Below are 17266 nucleotides of genomic sequence, written 5' to 3'. Positions count from 1 at the left end.
GAGTGCCGTTCGAAACTGCGCTCAGGCCGCCCATCCTGCGCCCATGGCGACCAACGGTGCGAAAACCGCGCCGTCACCGCAGTTTCGGTGCGCTATGGAGCCGCCGATGGCCGCAGCGCGCGGGTAAAGACCACGTTCACTTGACGCATCGCGACGCTGTAGGGCCACCACGCCATCCGTTTGAACATATACAACGCGCGAATATCGGCGGACGTGTAGATCAGGAACCGGTTTTTCGCGACGCCGGCCAGGATCTTCTCAGCGGCTTTCTCCGGCGTCACGGCATGACCACTGAAGCGGTCCACCCAGCGCTTCACTCTGGGGTCGTCGCGGTCGACCCCCGCGATTTCGACCGTGTTGACCAGCGGGGTGTTGACCGCGCCCGGCACCACCACCGACACGCCGATACGGTGGCGGGCCAGATCGAAGCGCAACACTTCGGAAAGCCCGCGCAAGCCGTATTTGCTTGCGCTGTAAGCGGCATGCCAGGGCAAAGCAACCAGCCCGGCTGCCGAGGACACGTTGACCAGGTGTCCGCCGCGACCGGCCGCCATCATCGGCGGGATGAACGACTCGATCACGTGGATGGGACCCATCAGGTTGATCGCGACCAGCTTGCTCCACTGCTCATGGCTGAGCTGGTCGACCGTTCCCCACGCCGACACTCCCGCGATGTTCATCACGAGATCCATGCTCGGGTGCCGGGTGTGGATGTCGGCGGCGAACGAAGCGACCTCGTGATAGTCGGCGACATCCAGCGAGCGGTGTTCGGGCACCTGCGCACCCAGCGCGCGGGCGTCGGCCACCGTTTCGGCCAGACCCTCGGCGTTGCGGTCGGTCAGGTACAACTCGGCGCCCTGGGCGGCCAGCCGCAAGGCGGTCGCACGGCCGATGCCGCTGGCCGCGCCGGTGAGAAAGCACCTCTTACCCCCGAAATACCCGCGTGGCTCTGTTTGCGCCATGGCGGTAGACGATACCGGCGAAGCGCTAGTCGCCTGCCGGACCGCCCCACAAGGCGTTGAGCCAGAGCTGCTCGAGCACCCTGATGCCGCGCTGCACGTCGCGGTCAGGCCCCAAAAACGTTGCGTCGCCGGAGAGCATCAGCGCGGTTGTCGCCGCCAATGTGCGGACCAAGGCGGGGATATCGTCGCTGATCGGATGTGCGGTGCCGGCTTTGATCTCCTCCTCGACCACGCCGATGATCTGCGCGATCACCGAGTCGACCTGCTGATCGAGAATCTCGCGGATCTCGGCGTCTGTGTTGCGGGCCGCGTTGCACGCCGACATCACCGGGTCGTTATTCGCGTAGACCGCAGCGGCGCTGCCGACCATCCGTTTGGCAAAAGCCGCCGGCGACTCGTCGGGCCCTCGGGGCGCGAAGTAGTGGGTGAGTTCTTCGAGCTCGTGGGTGGCTTCTGCCAGGATCTGGGCGAGCACCGCGTATTTGGAGTCGAAATAGAAGTAGAAGCCGGAGCGGGCAACACCGGCGCGGTCGCTAATGGTGCTGACCGACAGTTCCGCGAAAGGCTTTTCCTCCAGTAGTTCACGCACCGCTTGCAGGATCGCCTGTCGCTGTTTGTCGCCCCTCCGTTGTGGAGTTGACGCGCCCCGGTTCCGGGAGCCCGCGGCGCGGCTGTCCTGCTGGGTGCTCACTCTTCGACGATGCACCACGGCGAGCCAAAAGAAAACTTGACAGCCGTCAAGTCTGGCCGAAAAGATGGGTGACAGTGACGGCTGCCACAAACCGGGTAAGGAGCGTCGATGGCGACCATCAGCACCCCGCATTATCTGCTCGATCAAGCCAAACGGCGGTTTACGCCGTCGATCACCAACTTTCCCGGCATGGGCGCCGTCGAACGCCGACTGCTGCGTACCGAGTTTCCGCAGAAGAAGCTCGCCGACCCACCCCCTGGCAGTGGGCTCAAGCCGGTCATGGGTGATGCGGGACTGCCGATTCTCGGCCACATGATCGAGATGATGCGCGGCGGACCGGACTACTTGTTGCACCTGTACAACACCAAAGGCCCTGTCGTGTACGGGGACTCGCCGTGGCTGCCGGCGGTGGCGGCGCTGGGCCCCGATGCCATCCAGACCATCTACTCCAACCGCAACAAGGACTACTCACAGCAGGGCTGGGTCCCGGTGATCGGGCCGTTCTTCCGCCGCGGCCTGATGCTGCTGGACTTCGACGAGCACCTGTTCCACCGGCGGATCATGCAGGAGGCTTTCGTCCGCTCCCGGCTGGTCAGCTATGTCGAGCAGATGGACAAGGTCGTGTCACAAGTGGTGGCCAACGACTGGGTGGCCAATGACGCGCGGTTTTTGCTGTATCCGGCGATGAAGGAGCTGACGCTCGACATCGCCTCGATGGTGTTCATGGGACACGAACCGGGCACCGACAAGGAACTGGTGACCAAGGTGAACAAGGCGTTCACGATCACCACCCGCGCAGGCAACGCGATCATTCGCACCAGCGTGCCGCCGTTCACCTGGTGGCGCGGCCTCAAGGCACGCGAGCTGCTGGAGAATTACTTCCGCGAGCGAGTCAAGGAACAGCGCGGGAAGAACGGCAACGACCTGTTGTCAGTGTTGTGCCAGACCGAGGACGAGGACGGCAACAAGTTCTCCGACGAGGACATCGTCAACCACATGATCTTTTTGATGATGGCCGCGCATGACACGTCGACGTCGACAGCCACAACGATGGCGTACCACCTGGCCGCCCACCCCGAGTGGCAGGACCGCTGCCGTGACGAGTCGGATCGGCTCGGCGACGCCCCGCTGCACATCGAAGCGCTCGAGAAGCTCGAATCACTCGACCTGGTGATGAACGAGTCGATCCGGATCGTGACACCCGTGCAGTGGGCCATGCGCCGGACGGTGCGCGACACCGAGCTGGTGGGCTACTACCTTCCCAAGGGCACCAACGTCATCGCCTATCCCGGGATGAACCATCGTCTGCCGGAAATCTGGACCGACTCGCTGAAGTTCGACCCAGACCGTTTCACCGAGCCACGCAACGAGCACAAGCGGCACCGCTATGCGTTCACGCCATTCGGTGGGGGCGCGCACAAGTGCATTGGGATGGTGTTCGGCCAGCTGGAGATCAAGACGATCCTGCACCGGCTGCTGCGCCAGTATCGGCTGGAGCTGCCCGGCCCGGGGTACAAGGCGAAGTGGGACTACGGCGGCATGCCGATTCCGATGGATGGCATGCCGATCGTCCTGCGGCCGCTCTAGGCGCGAACAGACGTAAAAGCACCCCAAAACGCCATTTCAAGGGTGCTTTTGCGTCTGCTCGGCACAGCTCAGCCGGTTGGCGCAGGCGATGACGGCCCGCAGCGCCGATTGCGTGCGATCGTCCGACCAGGCCATTGCCCACTCGGCGCGCAGTCCGTTGCTGCCGCAGATGAACGTTGCGGTGTGCTCGACGGACTGCACCTGGTGGAATCGCAGCATCTCCAACCTGATGCCGCGCTCGTGCAACATCGCGGTCAGCGCGGCCACCGGACCGCTCCCAGCGGCTGTCCACGTGCTGATGCGATCGCCGTCGGCGACAACGGCCCGGAAGTTGCGGGACTGCGGGCCCAGGCGGGTGGCCGGCCGCTCGGTGTCGATGCAGGCCCAGTGGCCCAGCCGGAGGGGACCGGAGCTTGGGCCAAATGTGTCGATGAAGCGCTCCCACGACATGACATCTGCAAGTTGGTTTACGCGTTGCTTGACGCGCCGTCTGCAGCCGCGGACACCTCTTGCAAAGCCTCTTGCAGGAGCCCGGTGACGGCGTCGGCGATCTCCCCCAACCTGGGCTCGTTGGTCACGTCGGCCATCAACTTGGGATGCATCGCGTCGACGATGACCGTATCCGGCGACTCGGGATCTCGGCGGACCACCACATTGCAGGGCAACAGCACCCCGATCTGCCGGTACAGGTTGACCGCCTGGAGCGCGAACTGCGGGTTGCAGGCACCCAGGATCAGGTAGTCCTCAATGTCTTCGCCAAGCTTGGCTTTCAGCGTGGCCTTGACATCGATCTCGCTCAGCACGCCAAAGCCATTGTGTGCCAGCGCTTCCCGGGTGCGTTTGACGGCGTCGTCGAACGAGGTGTGCAAGGTGGTGGATAACGCAATGCCCATGATCGGCTCCTCTCTTCTCCCATTGTGCTTCCAACTGCACATCGCTGGGGCCGCCGTCTTGCGCCAGCTCGGCCACCCCGATGGGCTCAGCGGTGTAGAACGGGCTCATGAGCCTCGTCAGCGCTCACGGCTCGGCGACGACGGCGGTGACCCACCGTGCATGAGCTGTCGCTGTGCCAAGCGATCGCCGGGGCGGTCAAGCCGTATGCCGACGGCCGCCACGTCGACGTCGTGCGCGTCAAGATCGGGGCGCTGCGCCAAGTGGTTCCCGAATCGCTGTCGTTTTGCTGGACGCTGGTCCGCGACTATGAGGACATGCCCGACGCCGAGCTGGAGATCGAGTTCGTCACCGCGGAGGTGCAGTGCCGTGGCTGCGGACTGCGGTCCGCGATCACGTCGCGGTGGTCACTGTTGTGCCCGCAGTGCGCCAGCGCCGACGTCGAGATATTGCGCGGAGACGAGTTCCTGGTGACGTCGCTGGACGTCTCGTGAAAGGTACGCGTCATGGGTAGGTTTCACCGGCACGACGACGGCACCGTGCATACCCATGAGCATGGCGATCACCCGCACGAGCACGGGGACCACAGCGAGTACGAAACCGGCTCTCAGCGCATCGAGGTGCTGGAGTCGATCTTCGCCGAAAACGACATCCGCGCCGGTTACAACCGAGAGGCGTTCGAGCGCAACGGAGTTCGAGCACTGAACCTGATGAGTTCCCCGGGCTCTGGCAAGACGACGGTGCTGGCCGCCACCCTCGACGAGTTCGCCGGCGAGATCGCCATCGGGGTCATCGAGGGCGACATCGCGACCGACCTCGACGCGGCCAAGCTCGGCGGCCGCGGCGCGCAGATATCCCTGCTCAACACCAGCAACGGGTTCGGCGGCGAGTGCCATCTCGACGCCCCCATGGTCAACCGCGCCCTGCAGAGCCTGGACCTCGCGCGCCTTGATCTGGTCGTCATCGAAAACGTCGGAAACCTGGTGTGCCCGGCGGAGTTCGACGTCGGCGAGCACGCCAAGGCGATGGTGTACTCGGTCACCGAAGGCGACGACAAACCATTGAAGTATCCGGTGATGTTCCGCGCGGTGGACGTGGTGTTGCTCAACAAGATCGACTTGGTTCCCTATCTGGACGTCGACGTGGACAGCTACACCGCCCACATCCACCAGGTCAACCCGACCGCGACCATCCTGCCGGTCAGCGCGCGCACCGGCGACGGCATGTCGGCCTGGTTCGGCTGGTTGCGGCGCTTCGCGGCAGGTGATTCGCCATGACGACCTCGCCGCGAAGACCCCGCATCCTGGTGGCCGGCATTGGCAACATCTTCCTCGGTGATGACGGCTTCGGTTCTGAGGTGCTGCGTCAGCTCCCGGGCCGGCTGGGGTCGGAGTCGGTACGGGTTACCGACTACGGAATCGGCGGCATGCATCTGGCCTACGACCTGCTGGAGGAATGGGACGCATTGGTCCTGGTCGACGCGCTGCCCAACCGCGGTTCCCCGGGCACCCTGCACGTCTTCGAGGCCGACCACGGATCGCTCGCGCCCACGCCGGGGCTCGACGCGCACAGCATGGACCCCGCGGCGGTGTTCGCGAGTCTTAACGCCCTCGGTGGGGTGGCCCCGAGGACTATCGTGGTGGGGTGTGAGGTCGCCGACGTCGCGGACGAGATGGGCCTGAGCGAGCCCGTGCGGGCAGCGGTGCCGGACGCGGTGGCGGCGGTCGAGTCGGCGGTGGCGATGCTCGTCGACGCAGCGGCGCGAGAGGTTTGACGGCGATGTGTTTGGGGATTCCCGGTCAAGTCGTCCGGATGCTCGACGGGTACGGGGACCAACTCGCGCTGGTCGATGTCGCGGGCGAGAACCGCAAGGTGAATGTGGGCATGCTGCCGGAGGAGACATTCGCGCCCGGCGACTGGGTGATCATCCACATGGGCTTCGTCGTCGAGAAGACCGACAGGGCTGGCGCCGAGCAGGCGATGGCCGGTTTGGAGTTGATGGGCCGCGGCGCCAGCGACCCGGACGCATTGGGCTAGAGCTTTAGCACTCTGCCGCAAGCAAACTCAGCAAGTCAGCAGCATGCAACCGGCGATCGGGCCGCCGCCCACCGCCACCGCGGCTACCTCTGGGCGCCTCGGCACCTGCCGCTGCTCGGCGTCACCGCGCAGCTGCAGACACGCCTCATGCAGCACCCAATAGCCGTGCATGCGCCCGGCAGATAACTGGCCGCCGTAGGTGTTCAACGGCAATTCGCCGTCGCGGGCGATCCGAGTGGCGCCCTCGACAAAAGGACCGGACTCGCCGTCGGCGCAAATGCCGAGGGCTTCCAGCCACGCAAACGTGAGAAAGGTGAACCCGTCATACAACTCGGCGAGTTTGACGTCGGAGGGCCTCAGGTCGGTTCGCGACCACATCTGCGCCGCAGCGTCGGCCGACGCCATCTTGGGATAGTCGTCGCGGTGGAACCAGCCACCGGCGCCGTTGGACCCGCCGATCGCGTCGACTGTCACCGGGCGGTGCGGGCAGTCGCGGGCATACTCGACGGCTGACACCACCACGGCGATCGAGCCGTCGACGGGCACGTCACAGTCGAACAGCCCGAACGGCGACGACACCGGCCGCGCCGCCAGATAATCGTCCATCGTCATTGGTTCGCGGTATACCGCACGCGGATTCAGCGCGGCGTTGCGCCTGCTGTTGATCGCGAGCCAACCCAGCTGCTCCTTCGTGGTTCCATACAGCTGCATGTGACGGCGGCAGTTCAACGCCAGCCAGTTCGCCGCCGAATATGCATGCGCCGCAACCAGTTCGCCCACATCGTCCATCGGACCGATGAGCGGTCGATCACCGTCGCCGTGCGATTCGACGATTCGCGCCAGCGCCGGGCGCGGCGCATTCGCCGATGACGGCGACGTGGGCACCGTGCCGCCGATCATCTGCACCGTCCGGTAGACCAGCACGTGGCGGGCCCGACCCTCGGCGACCGCCAGGCACGCCGACATCACCGGACTCAACAGCCCACCGGTGTCGAATCCGGTTCCGCAATCGGCTGGTTCGATGCTCAGCGCGGCGCTGACCTCGCCGACCGGCGTGTCGCCCAGCGTGGCGATGCCGTCGATGTCACGGGGCGTCAAGCCCGCGTCGTCGATCGCTTGGCGTGTCGCCTCCAGCGTCAGCTCAAGTCCGGGAATGCCGGTGCGGCGGCCGATTCGGGAGATGCCAACGCCCGACAGGATCGCGTCCTTCTCGAAATAGCGCATCAGCTCCGCCCGCCAAAACCCACGAAGGATCAAGCGTACTGTATTGGGCGTGTCGACCGAGCCGAGATCGTCGCCTCCCCCACGCATGCTTCCTGATGACCGCGCCTTGTGGGCACGCGACGGCGACGGGCAACTGCTGATCGAGTACTGCGAGCATTGCGCGCGCTGGATCCATCCTGCCCCCGGGCACTGCCCGCACTGCGGCGGCACCCTGATCGCCCGGCCGGTGTCTGGGCGCGGCACGGTGTTCACCTACACGGTGAACTTCCATCCGTACAACCCCGCTGTGCCGACACCGTACGTGATCGCCATCGTCGAGCTCGCCGAGCAGCCGGGACTGCGTCTGGCCACCAATATTGTTGACTGCGAACCTGACTCGGTGGTGTGCGGTTTGCCTGTCGAGGTCCGATTCGAGCAACACGGCACGGACGCCGACGCGAAGTTCATGCCGGTCTTCGCGCCGATCGAAGCGCGAGCAGACGCAAAAGCACCTGAAAACAGCTGATTTTTGGGGCTTTTGCGTCTGCTCGCGGGGCTACCGTCTACTTGATCAGCGGGTCGCGCGGCATCCCGAGAATCCGCTCGGCGATTTGATTGCGAGTCACCTCAGAAGTCCCGCCGGCGATCGCCATACCGCGGGCGCCCATCACCATTCGCGCGATCAGCCCGCCGGCACCTTCGGCCAGCGCGATGTCCGGGCCTAAGAGCGCCGATGCGATCGCGCCACCTTCAACCATGTGCTCGGCCAGCTTGAGCTTGGTGATGTTGCCTTCCGGCCCGGGACCCGCACCCTCGACGCTGCGGGCAGCGCGACGCAGGTTCAACAGCCGCAACGCCTGATCCTCGGCCAGGAAGGTGCCAACGCGAATAGCCGCGCCCCCCAAGCGGTCTGCGTGCTTTTGCGCCAATTGCACCAGCTGCGGTGCGAGGCCTTCGTAGAACGAGCCGCCGCCGCCGATGCTGACCCGCTCGTTGCCGAGCGTTGCCCGTGCCACGGTCCACCCGGCGTTGGGTTCGCCGACAACGTCTTCGTCGGGGACGAACACGTCGTTGAAGAACACCTCGTTGAATTCCGACCCACCGGTGATCTGGCGCAGCGGGCGCACTTCGACGCCGGGCGACTTCATGTCGATGATCATCGTGGTGATGCCGGCATGCTTGGGTGCGTCCGGATCGGTGCGCACGGTGGCTAACCCGCGACGGCAATACTGTGCGCCGCTGGTCCACACCTTCTGCCCGTTGACCTTCCAGCCCCCCTCGACCCGGGTGCCGCGGGTCTTGATGCCCGCGGCATCGGATCCGGCGTCAGGCTCGGAGAACAGCTGGCACCACACCTCGTCTTGGCGCAGCGCGGCAAGCGCGAATCGTTCGATCTGCGAATCGGTTCCGTGCTGGATCAGTGTCAGGATCACCCATCCGGTGATCGAGTAGTCGGGCCGCTTGATGCCTGCCGCACTGAACTCCTGCTCGATCACCAACTGCTCCACCGCATTGGCGGCGCGTCCCCACGGCTTTGGCCAGTGCGGCATGACGTAGCCAGTTTCGATGAGCTTCGCCAACTGTTCTTTTTTATCGAGCTTCGCGATTTCGGCGGCGTCGGCGCGGATCTGCTTGCGCAACTCCTCTGCTTCGGCCGGCAAGTCGAGGCTGTTGGCGCGGGTGACGCCAGCAGCGGTGCGGTCGAAGACATCTCGCGCGGGCGCGTCCCCGCCGAACAGCGCACGCACGGCCAGCGCCCGGCGCAGGTGCAGATGAGCGTCGTGCTCCCAGGTGAACCCGATCCCGCCGTGCACCTGAATATTGAGTTCGGCGTTGCGCGCGTAGGCCGGAAAGGCCAGCGCGGCAGCCACTGCCGCCATCAGCCGGAATTGCTCTTCGTCCTCGCCCGCGGCGCGGGCCGCGTCCCATACCGCGGCGGTTCCCGATTCCGCGCCCACCAGCATGTTCGCGCAGTGATGCTTCACCGCCTGGAAGGTCGCAATCGTGCGGCCGAACTGCTGGCGCACTTTCGCATAGTCGACGGCAGCGTCGACGCAATCCGCTGCCCCACCGACCGCCTCAGCGGCCACCAGCGCACGCGCACGCGCCAGCGCCGATTCGCGGGCCCCGGCCACAATGTCGTCGTCTCCGATGCGGACATCCTTCAACGTGACCCGCCCCGAACGCCGCGTGGGATCGGTGTTCTTGGGTACGTGCACCGACACGCCGTCGCGGCCGCGGTCCAGCAGCAGCACGTCGTCACCGGCGGCGATCAGCAGCAGGTCAGCCAGCCCCGCGCCCAACACGACGCCGGCCTCGCCGTTGGCGACCCCACCGTCGACCGCGACCTCGCCGTCCAAGCCGACGCCGGCAGTGACCGTTCCGTCGACCAGTCCCGGCAGCAGCCGCGCCTTCTGCTCCGCGCTCCCGGCATGCGCGATCACCGCCGAGGTGATCACTGTCGGCACAAACGGTCCCGGTGCCACCGCCCGGCCCAGCTCCTCGACCACCACCACCAGCTCGGGCAACCCGTAGCCGGACCCGCCGTGCTCCTCGTCGATGTGCAGGCCGAGCCAGCCCAGCTCGACGAGTTCCTGCCAGAACGGCGGTCGAGGTTCGTCGGCCGAATCGAGCAGGGCCCGCGCCGCCCAGCGTGCCTTTTGGGAAGTCAGGAACCCGCGGGCCACTTCGGCGAGTTCGCGATGGTCGTCGGTCAGTGCGATACCCATCAGGGCCCTCCTCGTGGCGGCGTGGGTTTGAGTGTACTTAGCTGGTTATGCCGCGAAGCAGAAGCCAGGGCTGTGATCCGGCAGATGATCACGACTGTGGCTTCTGTCCGGCGGTTACGAGATCACTTGGGCGCGAACCGTTGTCCCGCGTCGAGCCGCAAGCATTGTCCGTTGAGCATCGGGTTTTCCACGATGGCCGCAACCAACTTCGCAAACTCTTCGGGCCGGCCGAGGCGCTTGGGGAATGCGGCGTCTTTGGTCAGCGCGGTGGCATATTCGTCCGGAATGCCCTTGGTCAGCCCGGTCGCGAACAGGCTCGGCGCAATCGCCAGCGCCCGGATGCCCAGCGACCCGAGGTCGCGCGCCATGGTCAGGCACATGCCGGCGATGCCGGCCTTGGCCGCGGTGTAGGCGACCTGGCCGATCTGGCCCTCGAACGCCGCGATCGAGGCGGTGTTGATGATCACCCCGCGTTCTTCGTCCTCGGGTTCGTTCTTGCTCATGTGCCAGGCCGCCAACCGGCTGATGTTGAAGGTGGCGATGAGGTTCAGATCCACGACCGAACGGAAGGATTCGAGATCGTGCGGACCATCTTTGGTCAGCGTGCGCTTGGCGATGCCGCCGCCCGCCGTCGTCACGCTCACGTGCAGCCCACCGAGATCGTCGACCGCGGCTTGCAACGCCTTTTCGGTGCCGGCGAAGTCGGTGACGTCCACCGCATAGAACGGCCCGCCGAGCGCAGTGGCAACTTCCTTGCCGTCGGAACCCTCGCGATCGAGTATCGCGACGCTGGCGCCGCGCGCGGCCAGCAGTTCGGCGCTGGCGCGCCCCATGCCGGAGGCGCCGCCGATGACGACCACCTTCTTGCCGTTGATCTCCATTCAAACCTCCTTGTTTGATGTCGCCCCAGTCTCCTGCACGCTATCGCGGCCGTGCATGACGTTGTCGGCCAGCCGTGTAAAGCTGAGCTGTGCTGCTGATCGACGTGGCAGCCACGTCGCTGGACGTGGCCGGCGCATCCGCGCGCCGCGCCAAGGTCGCGCGCATCGCCGAGCTGCTCAACCGCGCCGCACCCGATCCCAGGCTGGTCGCGATCGTCGTCTCCTGGTTCTCCGGTGAGTTGCCCCAACGCCAAATCGGTGTCGGCTGGGCCGCTTTGCGCTCCTTGCCGCCACCGGTAGCGCACCCCGCATTGACCGTGGCCGACGTCGACGCCGCGTTCTCGGAGATCGGCGCGGTATCCGGTAAGGGATCACAAACGAGGCGGGCAGATCTCGTCGCCGCACTGTTCGCCGCCGCGACCGAGACCGAGCAGACCTTTCTGCGGCGGCTGCTGTCCGGTGAGCTGCGCCAGGGCGCGCTGGCCGGCATCATGGCCGACGCCGTCGCCACCGCCACCGGGATCCCGCCGCAGAAGGTGCGTCGCGCGGCGATGATGGGTGGGGATCTGCCCGCGGTGGCCGCAGCCGGCCTCACCGGCGGGACCGCAGCCCTGGACACCTTCACACTGCGAGTGGGCCGGCCAGTGGGCCCGATGCTCGCGCAGACCGCGACCGGCATTGCCGATGCGCTCGAAAGACTCGGGAGCACAGCGGTTTTCGAGGCCAAGCTGGACGGGGCCAGAGTCCAGATCCACCGGGCCGACGACGAGGTCACCGTCTACACCCGAAGCCTCGACGACGTCACCGCCCGGCTGCCCGAGGTGGTGGAAGCGGCGTTGGCGCTGCCAGTCAACGAGCTGATCGCCGACGGCGAGGCGATCGCACTACGGGCCGACAACCGGCCACAACCGTTCCAGGTGACGGCGTCCCGATTCGGACGCTCGGTCGACGTCGCGGCCGCCCGCGCCGCGCAGCCGCTGTCGGTGTTCTTCTTCGACGTATTGCGCTGCGACGGCACCGACCTGCTCGACGAGCCGACCAGTGACCGGCTCACCGCCCTCGACGAGATCGTGCCCGCGCGGCATCGGGTCGCTCGGCTGGTCACCTCGGATCTGTCCGCGGCCAGCGACTTCCTGGACGCGACGCTGGCCGCCGGCCACGAAGGGGTGATGGCCAAGTCGCCGGCCGCGCCATACGAAGCTGGCCGCCGCGGCGCGGCCTGGCTGAAGGTCAAACCGGTGCACACCCTCGACCTGGTCGTGCTCGCGGTGGAGTGGGGCTCGGGGCGGCGCCGCGGAAAGCTTTCCAATATCCATCTGGGCGCGCGTGACCCGGCCACCGGTGGCTTCGTGATGCTGGGTAAGACGTTCAAAGGGATGACCGACGCCATGCTCGAGTGGCAGACCCAGCGGTTCCTCCGGCTGGCAGCGGGTCCCACGGACGGTTACGTCGTGCCGCTGCGGCCCGAACAGGTCGTCGAGGTCGCGTTCGACGGAATCCAGGCCTCGCCACGCTATCCGGGCGGGCTGGCGCTGCGCTTTGCGCGGGTGCTGCGCTACCGCGACGACAAAGCCCCAGCCGAGGCCGACACCATCGAGACGGTCCGTGCCATGCACCAACGGCACACCTGAGTCGTCACTCGTCGGATAAGTCGCGTTAACTTTCCGCGGCCCTGCCGGTGCGAAGATCACCGGAAGCAAAAAGCTGCAGTGTCGTCGAGGGAGGCGCCGTGGCGGTACCGCCGGACGGAAAGCACAACGGACACCTTCACTACGTCCGCACCCATGCCCACCTGCCGCCCGTCGCCGTTATCGACCGCTCCCCCATCACCATCCGGCACAAGATCCTCTTCACGCTGATCGCCGCCGTCGGGGCCATCGCCTGGGCCCTCATCGCGTTCGTCCGCGGTGAGACGGTGAACGCGGTCTGGTTCGTGATCGCCGCGATCTGCACGTACATCATTGCTTTCCGCTTCTATGCGCGGCTGATCGAACGCAAGATCGTCCAGCCGCGCGACGACCACGCCACACCCGCCGAAATCTTCAACAACGCCACCGACTACATGCCGACCGACCGGCGGGTGCTGTTCGGTCACCATTTCGCCGCGATCGCCGGTGCGGGGCCACTGGTTGGTCCGGTGCTGGCCACCCAGATGGGCTACCTGCCCGGAGCCATCTGGATCGTCGTCGGTGCGGTGCTCGCGGGTTGTGTGCAGGACTACCTGGTGTTGTGGCTTTCCACTCGGCGACGCGGCCGGTCGCTGGGTCAGATGGCGCGCGACGAGCTCGGCGCGACGGGCGGGGCCGCCGCGCATCTCGGGGTGCTCGTGATCATGGTGATCGTGATCGCGGTGCTCGCGCTGGTGGTGGTGCGGGCGCTGGCGCAAAGCCCGTGGGGCGTGTTCTCGATCGCGATGACGATTCCCATCGCGGTTTTCATGGGTGTGTATCTGCGTTTCTTGCGACCGGGCCGGGTGTCGGAGGTGTCGCTGATCGGTTTCGGGCTGTTGCTGCTGGCGGTCGCCTCCGGCAACTGGATCGCCGAAACATCCTGGGGTGCAACGTTTTTGAACCTCTCCCCGGTGGCGCTGTCGTGGTTCATTGTGCTCTACGGTTTCGCGGCCTCGGTGCTGCCGGTGTGGGTGCTGCTCGCGCCGCGTGACTACCTGTCGACGTTCATGAAGGTCGGCACCATCGGGCTGCTGGCGATCGGCATCGTGGTCGCTCGTCCGGTGATGCAGGCGCCCGCGGTATCGCATTTCGCGGGGCGCGGCGACGGCCCGGTGTTCGCCGGCTCGCTGTTTCCGTTCCTGTTCATCACGATCGCGTGCGGCGCCTTGTCCGGATTTCACGCGCTGATCTCATCGGGAACGACACCGAAGCTGCTGGAGAAGGAAAGCCAGATGCGGCTGATCGGCTACGGCGGCATGATCACCGAGTCGTTCGTCGCCGTCATGGCGCTGATCACCGCGGCGATCCTCGACCAGCACCTGTACTTCACCATCAACGCGCCCGCAGCCCAGACCGGCGGCACCGCGAGCAAGGCCGCCCACTACGTCAACAGCTTGGGTCTCTCCGGAGGCCAGGCCACCGGGGAGCAGATCAGCGACGCCGCGGCCAGTGTCGGTGAGCGCTCAATCGTGTCGCGCACCGGGGGCGCGCCCACGCTGGCCTTCGGCATGTCCGAAGTGCTGCAGCGGGTATTCGGCGGCACCGGTCTGAAAGCGTTCTGGTACCACTTCGCGATCATGTTCGAGGCGCTGTTCATCTTGACCACCGTCGACGCCGGCACCCGCGTAGCGCGGTTCATGCTCTCCGACGGGCTGGGCAACCTGGGCGGTCCGCTGACCCGGCTGCGCGATCCGAGCTGGCGCCCGGGCGCGTTAATCTGCAGCCTGGCCGTCGTGGCGGCGTGGGGCAGCATCCTGCTGATCGGGGTGACCGATCCGCTCGGCGGCATCAATACGCTGTTTCCGCTGTTCGGTATCGCCAACCAGTTGCTGGCTGGGATCGCACTGACCGTGATCACCGTCGTCGTCATCAAGAAGGGCCACCTGAAGTGGGCGTGGATACCCGGGGCTCCGCTGCTGTGGGACCTGGCGGTAACGCTGACCGCGTCGTGGCAAAAGATTTTCTCCGCTGACCCAGCCGTGGGCTACTGGACTCAGCATTTCCAGTACGTCGCCGCTCAACGAGCCGGCAAGACGGCCTTCGGTTCGGCGAAGAACGCCCACCAGCTCGCCGAGGTCATCAGAAACACATTCATCCAGGGCACCCTGTCGATCGTGTTCGCGACAGTGGTGATCATCGTGTTCGTGGCCGGAGTCGTCATGGCGGGCAAGGCAGTCCGCGGCAACGGCAAACCGCCGAGTGAAGACGATCCGGTGGTGTCGAAAATTTTTGCGCCCTCGGGACTGATCATGACCGCTGGGGAACGAGAGGTGAAACGGCAATGGGACGCCCTGTCCTCGACCAGCGCATCGGGTGTCATGAGCGGAAGCTGACGGCCGCTGACCCTGCGCGACTCCGACTCTCCCGGCAAGCCATCACGCCGCGCTCAGGTAACACACAGGCAAACCCTGCCTGAACCGATCCGGCATGTCGGGTGCCGGCGCGCCGGTCGGGCAAGGCAAGATGGACGCGCGTGTGTTCCGTCGTGGGTGGGAAGTCTGCTTTGGTGCCATTAACGACCGACCGCAAAACCGAGGAGTTCAGGCGCGAATCACAGTCCGTAGTCGCCAGGCTCCTTCGACACATAAGCGGTCGACGCGCGGGATCGACCCAGCCCCCATCCGATGACACCGCCACGCCCCAAGATCGTCGACTGACCGTCGCGCGTCGCCTGGCGATCGCGACCTGGGCGCTGGTTGTGGTGTACCGCAGCTGTACGGCCGGGCTCGCATTCAACCGGGAGTGGCTGCTGGTCTACATCGCCACCGGACTGATCGCCGCGAGCATCGGGCGTCGCCGCAAGGTGCTGCTGGTGGTTCGCGACTGGCTGCCGTTCGCTGTCGTGCTGGTGCTGTACGACTTGAGTCGGGGCGCGGCGACATTGGTCGGGGCTCCTACGCTCTGGCAGCTGCAGCCCGCGATCGACCGATGGTTGTTCTTCGGGGTAATGCCCACCGTCTGGTTGCAGGAGCACCTCAAGATGCCGCAGCCACCCTGGTGGGAAGTGATCATCAGCACGGTCTACATGTCGTTTTTCGTCGTGCCGTACGTGGTCGCCGGGTTGTTGTGGCTGCGCGACCGCGACGACTGGAAAGCGTATACCTGGCGTTTTCTCACGCTGTCGTTTGCTGCGCTGGTCGTCTATGTCGTCTTGCCGGCGGCGCCGCCGTGGGCGGCGGCCCGCTGCACCGCCGGCGACGTCGCCGACGGCCCGTCCTACCCGGCCTGCATGTTCCGGCACCCGGCCGGTGTTCCCGATGGCGGGCTGCTAGGTGCCATGCACTTGAGCCAGCCCGGGGCCAACCAATTCGTGGAGCGAATCTCCACCCGCGGCTGGGGCACGCTGCATCTGCAATCGGCAGGGGTGCTGATCGACTCGGGACAGGCCAGTGTGAACCTGGTAGCCGCTATTCCGTCACTGCATGCCGGACTTTCGGCCATGGTGGCGTTGTTCCTGTGGCGCCGTGTCCGGTGGCGATGGCGGGCGCTGCTGGTGGCGTACGTGGTGACCATGGCGTTTGCCCTGGTGTACTCGGCCGAGCACTACGTCATCGACATCCTGCTGGGCTGGGCGCTCGCCGCGGTCGTGATGCTGGTATTCGGCAGGCTGGACGCGCGCCGGTCGAAAGCCTCAGCTGCCCCGGCCGCTGAATTCGACGAGCCAGCGGGCGATCTTGGCGGCGGCCTCACCATAGAACGTCCGGTAGACCCGGTCGGCGACGTAGCCGATGTGCGGAGTGGCGATCACGTTGTCCAGCGAGCGCAACGGGTGCCCGGGCGGCAGTGGTTCGATGTCGAACACGTCGAGTCCCGCGGCGGCGATCACACCCGACCGCAATGCCTCGACCAAGGCCTCCTCGTCGACGATTGGCCCCCGCGAGGTGTTGACTAGCACCGCTGTCGGCTTCATCAGCCCGAGTTCGGCAGCGCCCACCAGGCCGCGGGTGCGTTCGCTGAGCACCAGATGGATGGTGAGCACGTCGGCCCGGCTGAACAGTTGGTCCTTGGACACGTAGGTCACCCCGGCCTGTTCGGCGGCGTGCGGTGTCAAGTTGGTGCTCCACGCGATCACGTCCATGCCGAAGGCAGCGCCGACCCGCGCCACCCGCGTGCCGATCCTGCCCAGCCCGAGCACACCGAGCACCGCGCCGCCGAGCTGACGGCCAACCGAAGTCTGCCACCCGCCGGCACGCACCGACAAGGTCTCGTCGACGATCCGGCGAGCGGCGGCCAGGATAAGCGCCCAGGTCAGCTCGACCGTCGACTCGAGGTAGCCGCCGGTGGTGCTCACATAGATGCCGCGCTCTTCGGCGGCCGAGACGTCGATGGCCGCGTTGAACGGCCCGGTGGAAGCGATCATCTTCAGCCGCGGCAGCCGCTCGATGATGGTGCGGGGCAACGGTGTGCGCTCCCGCATGACGCAGACCACGTCGAATGGCGCCAGTCTCTCGACGACGGCATCCGGATCGGCCAGGTGATCGTGAAAGACGGTGATCTCGGCCACGGCCGCGACCGCCGACCAGTCGGCCATGGTCAGCGCAACGTTCTGGTAGTCGTCGAGGATCGCGACTTTCATGATGGTTAATCTTTCATGGCGACGTGGTCAATCACCGAA

The 17266-nt window shown here is 66.2% G+C and carries 15 protein-coding genes and 2 pseudogenes; 9 read left to right on the top strand and 8 right to left on the bottom strand.

The genetic code is table 11. The annotated features are described in order from the left end of the window. Nucleotides 1–92: 92 nt before the first annotated feature. Nucleotides 93–962, bottom strand: a complete 870-nt coding sequence (locus tag G6N15_RS15140; protein ID WP_083088363.1) for an SDR family oxidoreductase — start codon at nucleotides 960–962, stop codon at nucleotides 93–95. Nucleotides 963–987: 25 nt separating this feature from the next. Then, nucleotides 988–1653, bottom strand: coding sequence for a TetR/AcrR family transcriptional regulator (locus tag G6N15_RS15135; RefSeq protein WP_083088364.1), 666 nt, complete (start codon nucleotides 1651–1653; stop codon nucleotides 988–990). A 108-nt stretch (nucleotides 1654–1761) separates the two neighbouring features. On the opposite strand from G6N15_RS15135, the gene G6N15_RS15130 reads away from it, so the two are divergent. Continuing rightward, on the top strand, nucleotides 1762–3240 hold the full coding sequence (locus G6N15_RS15130; protein ID WP_083088365.1) for a cytochrome P450: 1479 nt from the start codon (nucleotides 1762–1764) through the stop codon (nucleotides 3238–3240). Nucleotides 3241–3276: 36 nt separating this feature from the next. Here G6N15_RS15130 and G6N15_RS15125 read toward each other — a convergent pair. Both G6N15_RS15125 and G6N15_RS15120 read right to left on the bottom strand, forming a co-directional pair. Further along, nucleotides 3277–3711, bottom strand: a pseudogene (locus G6N15_RS15125) (homocitrate synthase); the annotation flags it as partial. Continuing rightward, nucleotides 3708–4133: a DUF302 domain-containing protein gene (locus tag G6N15_RS15120; protein ID WP_083088366.1), complete on the bottom strand. Its 426-nt coding sequence runs from the start codon at nucleotides 4131–4133 to the stop codon at nucleotides 3708–3710. The gene G6N15_RS15120 and the pseudogene G6N15_RS15125, both read right to left, overlap by 4 nt. 156 nt (nucleotides 4134–4289) lie before the next feature. Here G6N15_RS15120 and G6N15_RS15115 point away from each other — a divergent pair, with 156 nt between their 5' ends. From G6N15_RS15115 to G6N15_RS15100, 4 genes are read left to right on the top strand one after another with little or no spacing between them, the layout of a single operon-like run. Next, nucleotides 4290–4625 (top strand): hydrogenase maturation nickel metallochaperone HypA, encoded by a 336-nt coding sequence (locus tag G6N15_RS15115; protein ID WP_083088367.1) that lies wholly within the window; start codon nucleotides 4290–4292, stop codon nucleotides 4623–4625. Between the two features lie 12 nt (nucleotides 4626–4637). Continuing rightward, a complete protein-coding gene (gene hypB / locus G6N15_RS15110; protein WP_083088368.1) occupies nucleotides 4638–5408 on the top strand; it encodes a hydrogenase nickel incorporation protein HypB in 771 nt (256 codons plus the stop codon). Then, a complete protein-coding gene (locus tag G6N15_RS15105; protein ID WP_083088369.1) occupies nucleotides 5405–5905 on the top strand; it encodes a hydrogenase maturation protease in 501 nt (166 codons plus the stop codon). Before hypB ends, G6N15_RS15105 begins: the two co-directional genes overlap by 4 nt. 5 nt (nucleotides 5906–5910) lie before the next feature. Continuing rightward, nucleotides 5911–6168 (top strand): HypC/HybG/HupF family hydrogenase formation chaperone, encoded by a 258-nt coding sequence (locus tag G6N15_RS15100; RefSeq protein WP_083088370.1) that lies wholly within the window; start codon nucleotides 5911–5913, stop codon nucleotides 6166–6168. A 27-nt stretch (nucleotides 6169–6195) separates the two neighbouring features. On the opposite strand, the gene G6N15_RS15095 is transcribed toward G6N15_RS15100, so the two are convergent. Beyond that, nucleotides 6196–7392 carry a thiolase family protein gene (locus G6N15_RS15095; RefSeq protein ID WP_083088398.1) on the bottom strand — a complete coding sequence of 399 codons (1197 nt, stop codon included), beginning with the start codon at nucleotides 7390–7392 and terminating at the stop codon, nucleotides 6196–6198. Between the two features lie 85 nt (nucleotides 7393–7477). On the opposite strand from G6N15_RS15095, the gene G6N15_RS15090 reads away from it, so the two are divergent. Then, a complete protein-coding gene (locus tag G6N15_RS15090; protein ID WP_083088371.1) occupies nucleotides 7478–7897 on the top strand; it encodes a Zn-ribbon domain-containing OB-fold protein in 420 nt (139 codons plus the stop codon). Between the two features lie 37 nt (nucleotides 7898–7934). Here the strand turns inward: G6N15_RS15090 and G6N15_RS15085 are convergent, their stop codons facing one another. Next, the gene (locus tag G6N15_RS15085) at nucleotides 7935–10100 is read right to left on the bottom strand and encodes an acyl-CoA dehydrogenase (RefSeq protein WP_083088372.1); all 2166 of its coding nucleotides are present in this window, start codon (nucleotides 10098–10100) and stop codon (nucleotides 7935–7937) included. 122 nt (nucleotides 10101–10222) lie between these two features. Continuing rightward, nucleotides 10223–10981, bottom strand: coding sequence for an SDR family NAD(P)-dependent oxidoreductase (locus G6N15_RS15080; RefSeq protein ID WP_083088373.1), 759 nt, complete (start codon nucleotides 10979–10981; stop codon nucleotides 10223–10225). 89 nt (nucleotides 10982–11070) lie between these two features. On the opposite strand from G6N15_RS15080, the gene G6N15_RS15075 reads away from it, so the two are divergent. From G6N15_RS15075 to G6N15_RS15065, 3 genes and pseudogenes are all read left to right on the top strand, one after another. Then, the gene (locus G6N15_RS15075; RefSeq protein WP_083088374.1) at nucleotides 11071–12612 is read left to right on the top strand and encodes an ATP-dependent DNA ligase; all 1542 of its coding nucleotides are present in this window, start codon (nucleotides 11071–11073) and stop codon (nucleotides 12610–12612) included. Between the two features lie 98 nt (nucleotides 12613–12710). After that, nucleotides 12711–14984 (top strand): carbon starvation CstA family protein, encoded by a 2274-nt coding sequence (locus tag G6N15_RS15070; RefSeq protein WP_083088375.1) that lies wholly within the window; start codon nucleotides 12711–12713, stop codon nucleotides 14982–14984. A gap of 251 nt (nucleotides 14985–15235) precedes the next feature. Beyond that, nucleotides 15236–16288 (top strand): annotated as a pseudogene (locus G6N15_RS15065) (phosphatase PAP2 family protein); the annotation flags it as partial. Here the strand turns inward: G6N15_RS15065 and G6N15_RS15060 are convergent. Next, nucleotides 16283–17227, bottom strand: coding sequence for a D-2-hydroxyacid dehydrogenase family protein (locus G6N15_RS15060; RefSeq protein WP_179961751.1), 945 nt, complete (start codon nucleotides 17225–17227; stop codon nucleotides 16283–16285). The pseudogene G6N15_RS15065 and the gene G6N15_RS15060 sit on opposite strands and share 6 nt — an antisense overlap. Nucleotides 17228–17266: the final 39 nt, after the last annotated feature.

It is taken from the genome of Mycobacterium noviomagense (genome assembly GCF_010731635.1).
GTDB classification, from domain to species: Bacteria; Actinomycetota; Actinomycetes; order Mycobacteriales; family Mycobacteriaceae; genus Mycobacterium; species Mycobacterium noviomagense.
This window is presented reverse-complemented; position numbering and strand designations above follow the sequence as displayed.

Bases quoted from the DNA above. Each gene is read 5' to 3' on its own strand.
- hypB (WP_083088368.1), top strand. From the start codon at position 4,638: ATGGGTAGGTTTCACCGGCACGACGACGGCACCGTGCATACCCATGAG.
- G6N15_RS15140 (WP_083088363.1), bottom strand. From the start codon at position 962: ATGGCGCAAACAGAGCCACGCGGGTATTTCGGGGGTAAGAGGTGCTTT.
- G6N15_RS15105 (WP_083088369.1), top strand. From the start codon at position 5,405: ATGACGACCTCGCCGCGAAGACCCCGCATCCTGGTGGCCGGCATTGGC.
- G6N15_RS15090 (WP_083088371.1), top strand. From the start codon at position 7,478: ATGCTTCCTGATGACCGCGCCTTGTGGGCACGCGACGGCGACGGGCAA.
- G6N15_RS15130 (WP_083088365.1), top strand. From the start codon at position 1,762: ATGGCGACCATCAGCACCCCGCATTATCTGCTCGATCAAGCCAAACGG.
- G6N15_RS15060 (WP_179961751.1), bottom strand. From the start codon at position 17,227: ATGAAAGTCGCGATCCTCGACGACTACCAGAACGTTGCGCTGACCATG.
- G6N15_RS15095 (WP_083088398.1), bottom strand. From the start codon at position 7,392: ATGCGCTATTTCGAGAAGGACGCGATCCTGTCGGGCGTTGGCATCTCC.
- G6N15_RS15080 (WP_083088373.1), bottom strand. From the start codon at position 10,981: ATGGAGATCAACGGCAAGAAGGTGGTCGTCATCGGCGGCGCCTCCGGC.
- G6N15_RS15120 (WP_083088366.1), bottom strand. From the start codon at position 4,133: ATGGGCATTGCGTTATCCACCACCTTGCACACCTCGTTCGACGACGCC.
- G6N15_RS15085 (WP_083088372.1), bottom strand. From the start codon at position 10,100: ATGGGTATCGCACTGACCGACGACCATCGCGAACTCGCCGAAGTGGCC.
- G6N15_RS15100 (WP_083088370.1), top strand. From the start codon at position 5,911: ATGTGTTTGGGGATTCCCGGTCAAGTCGTCCGGATGCTCGACGGGTAC.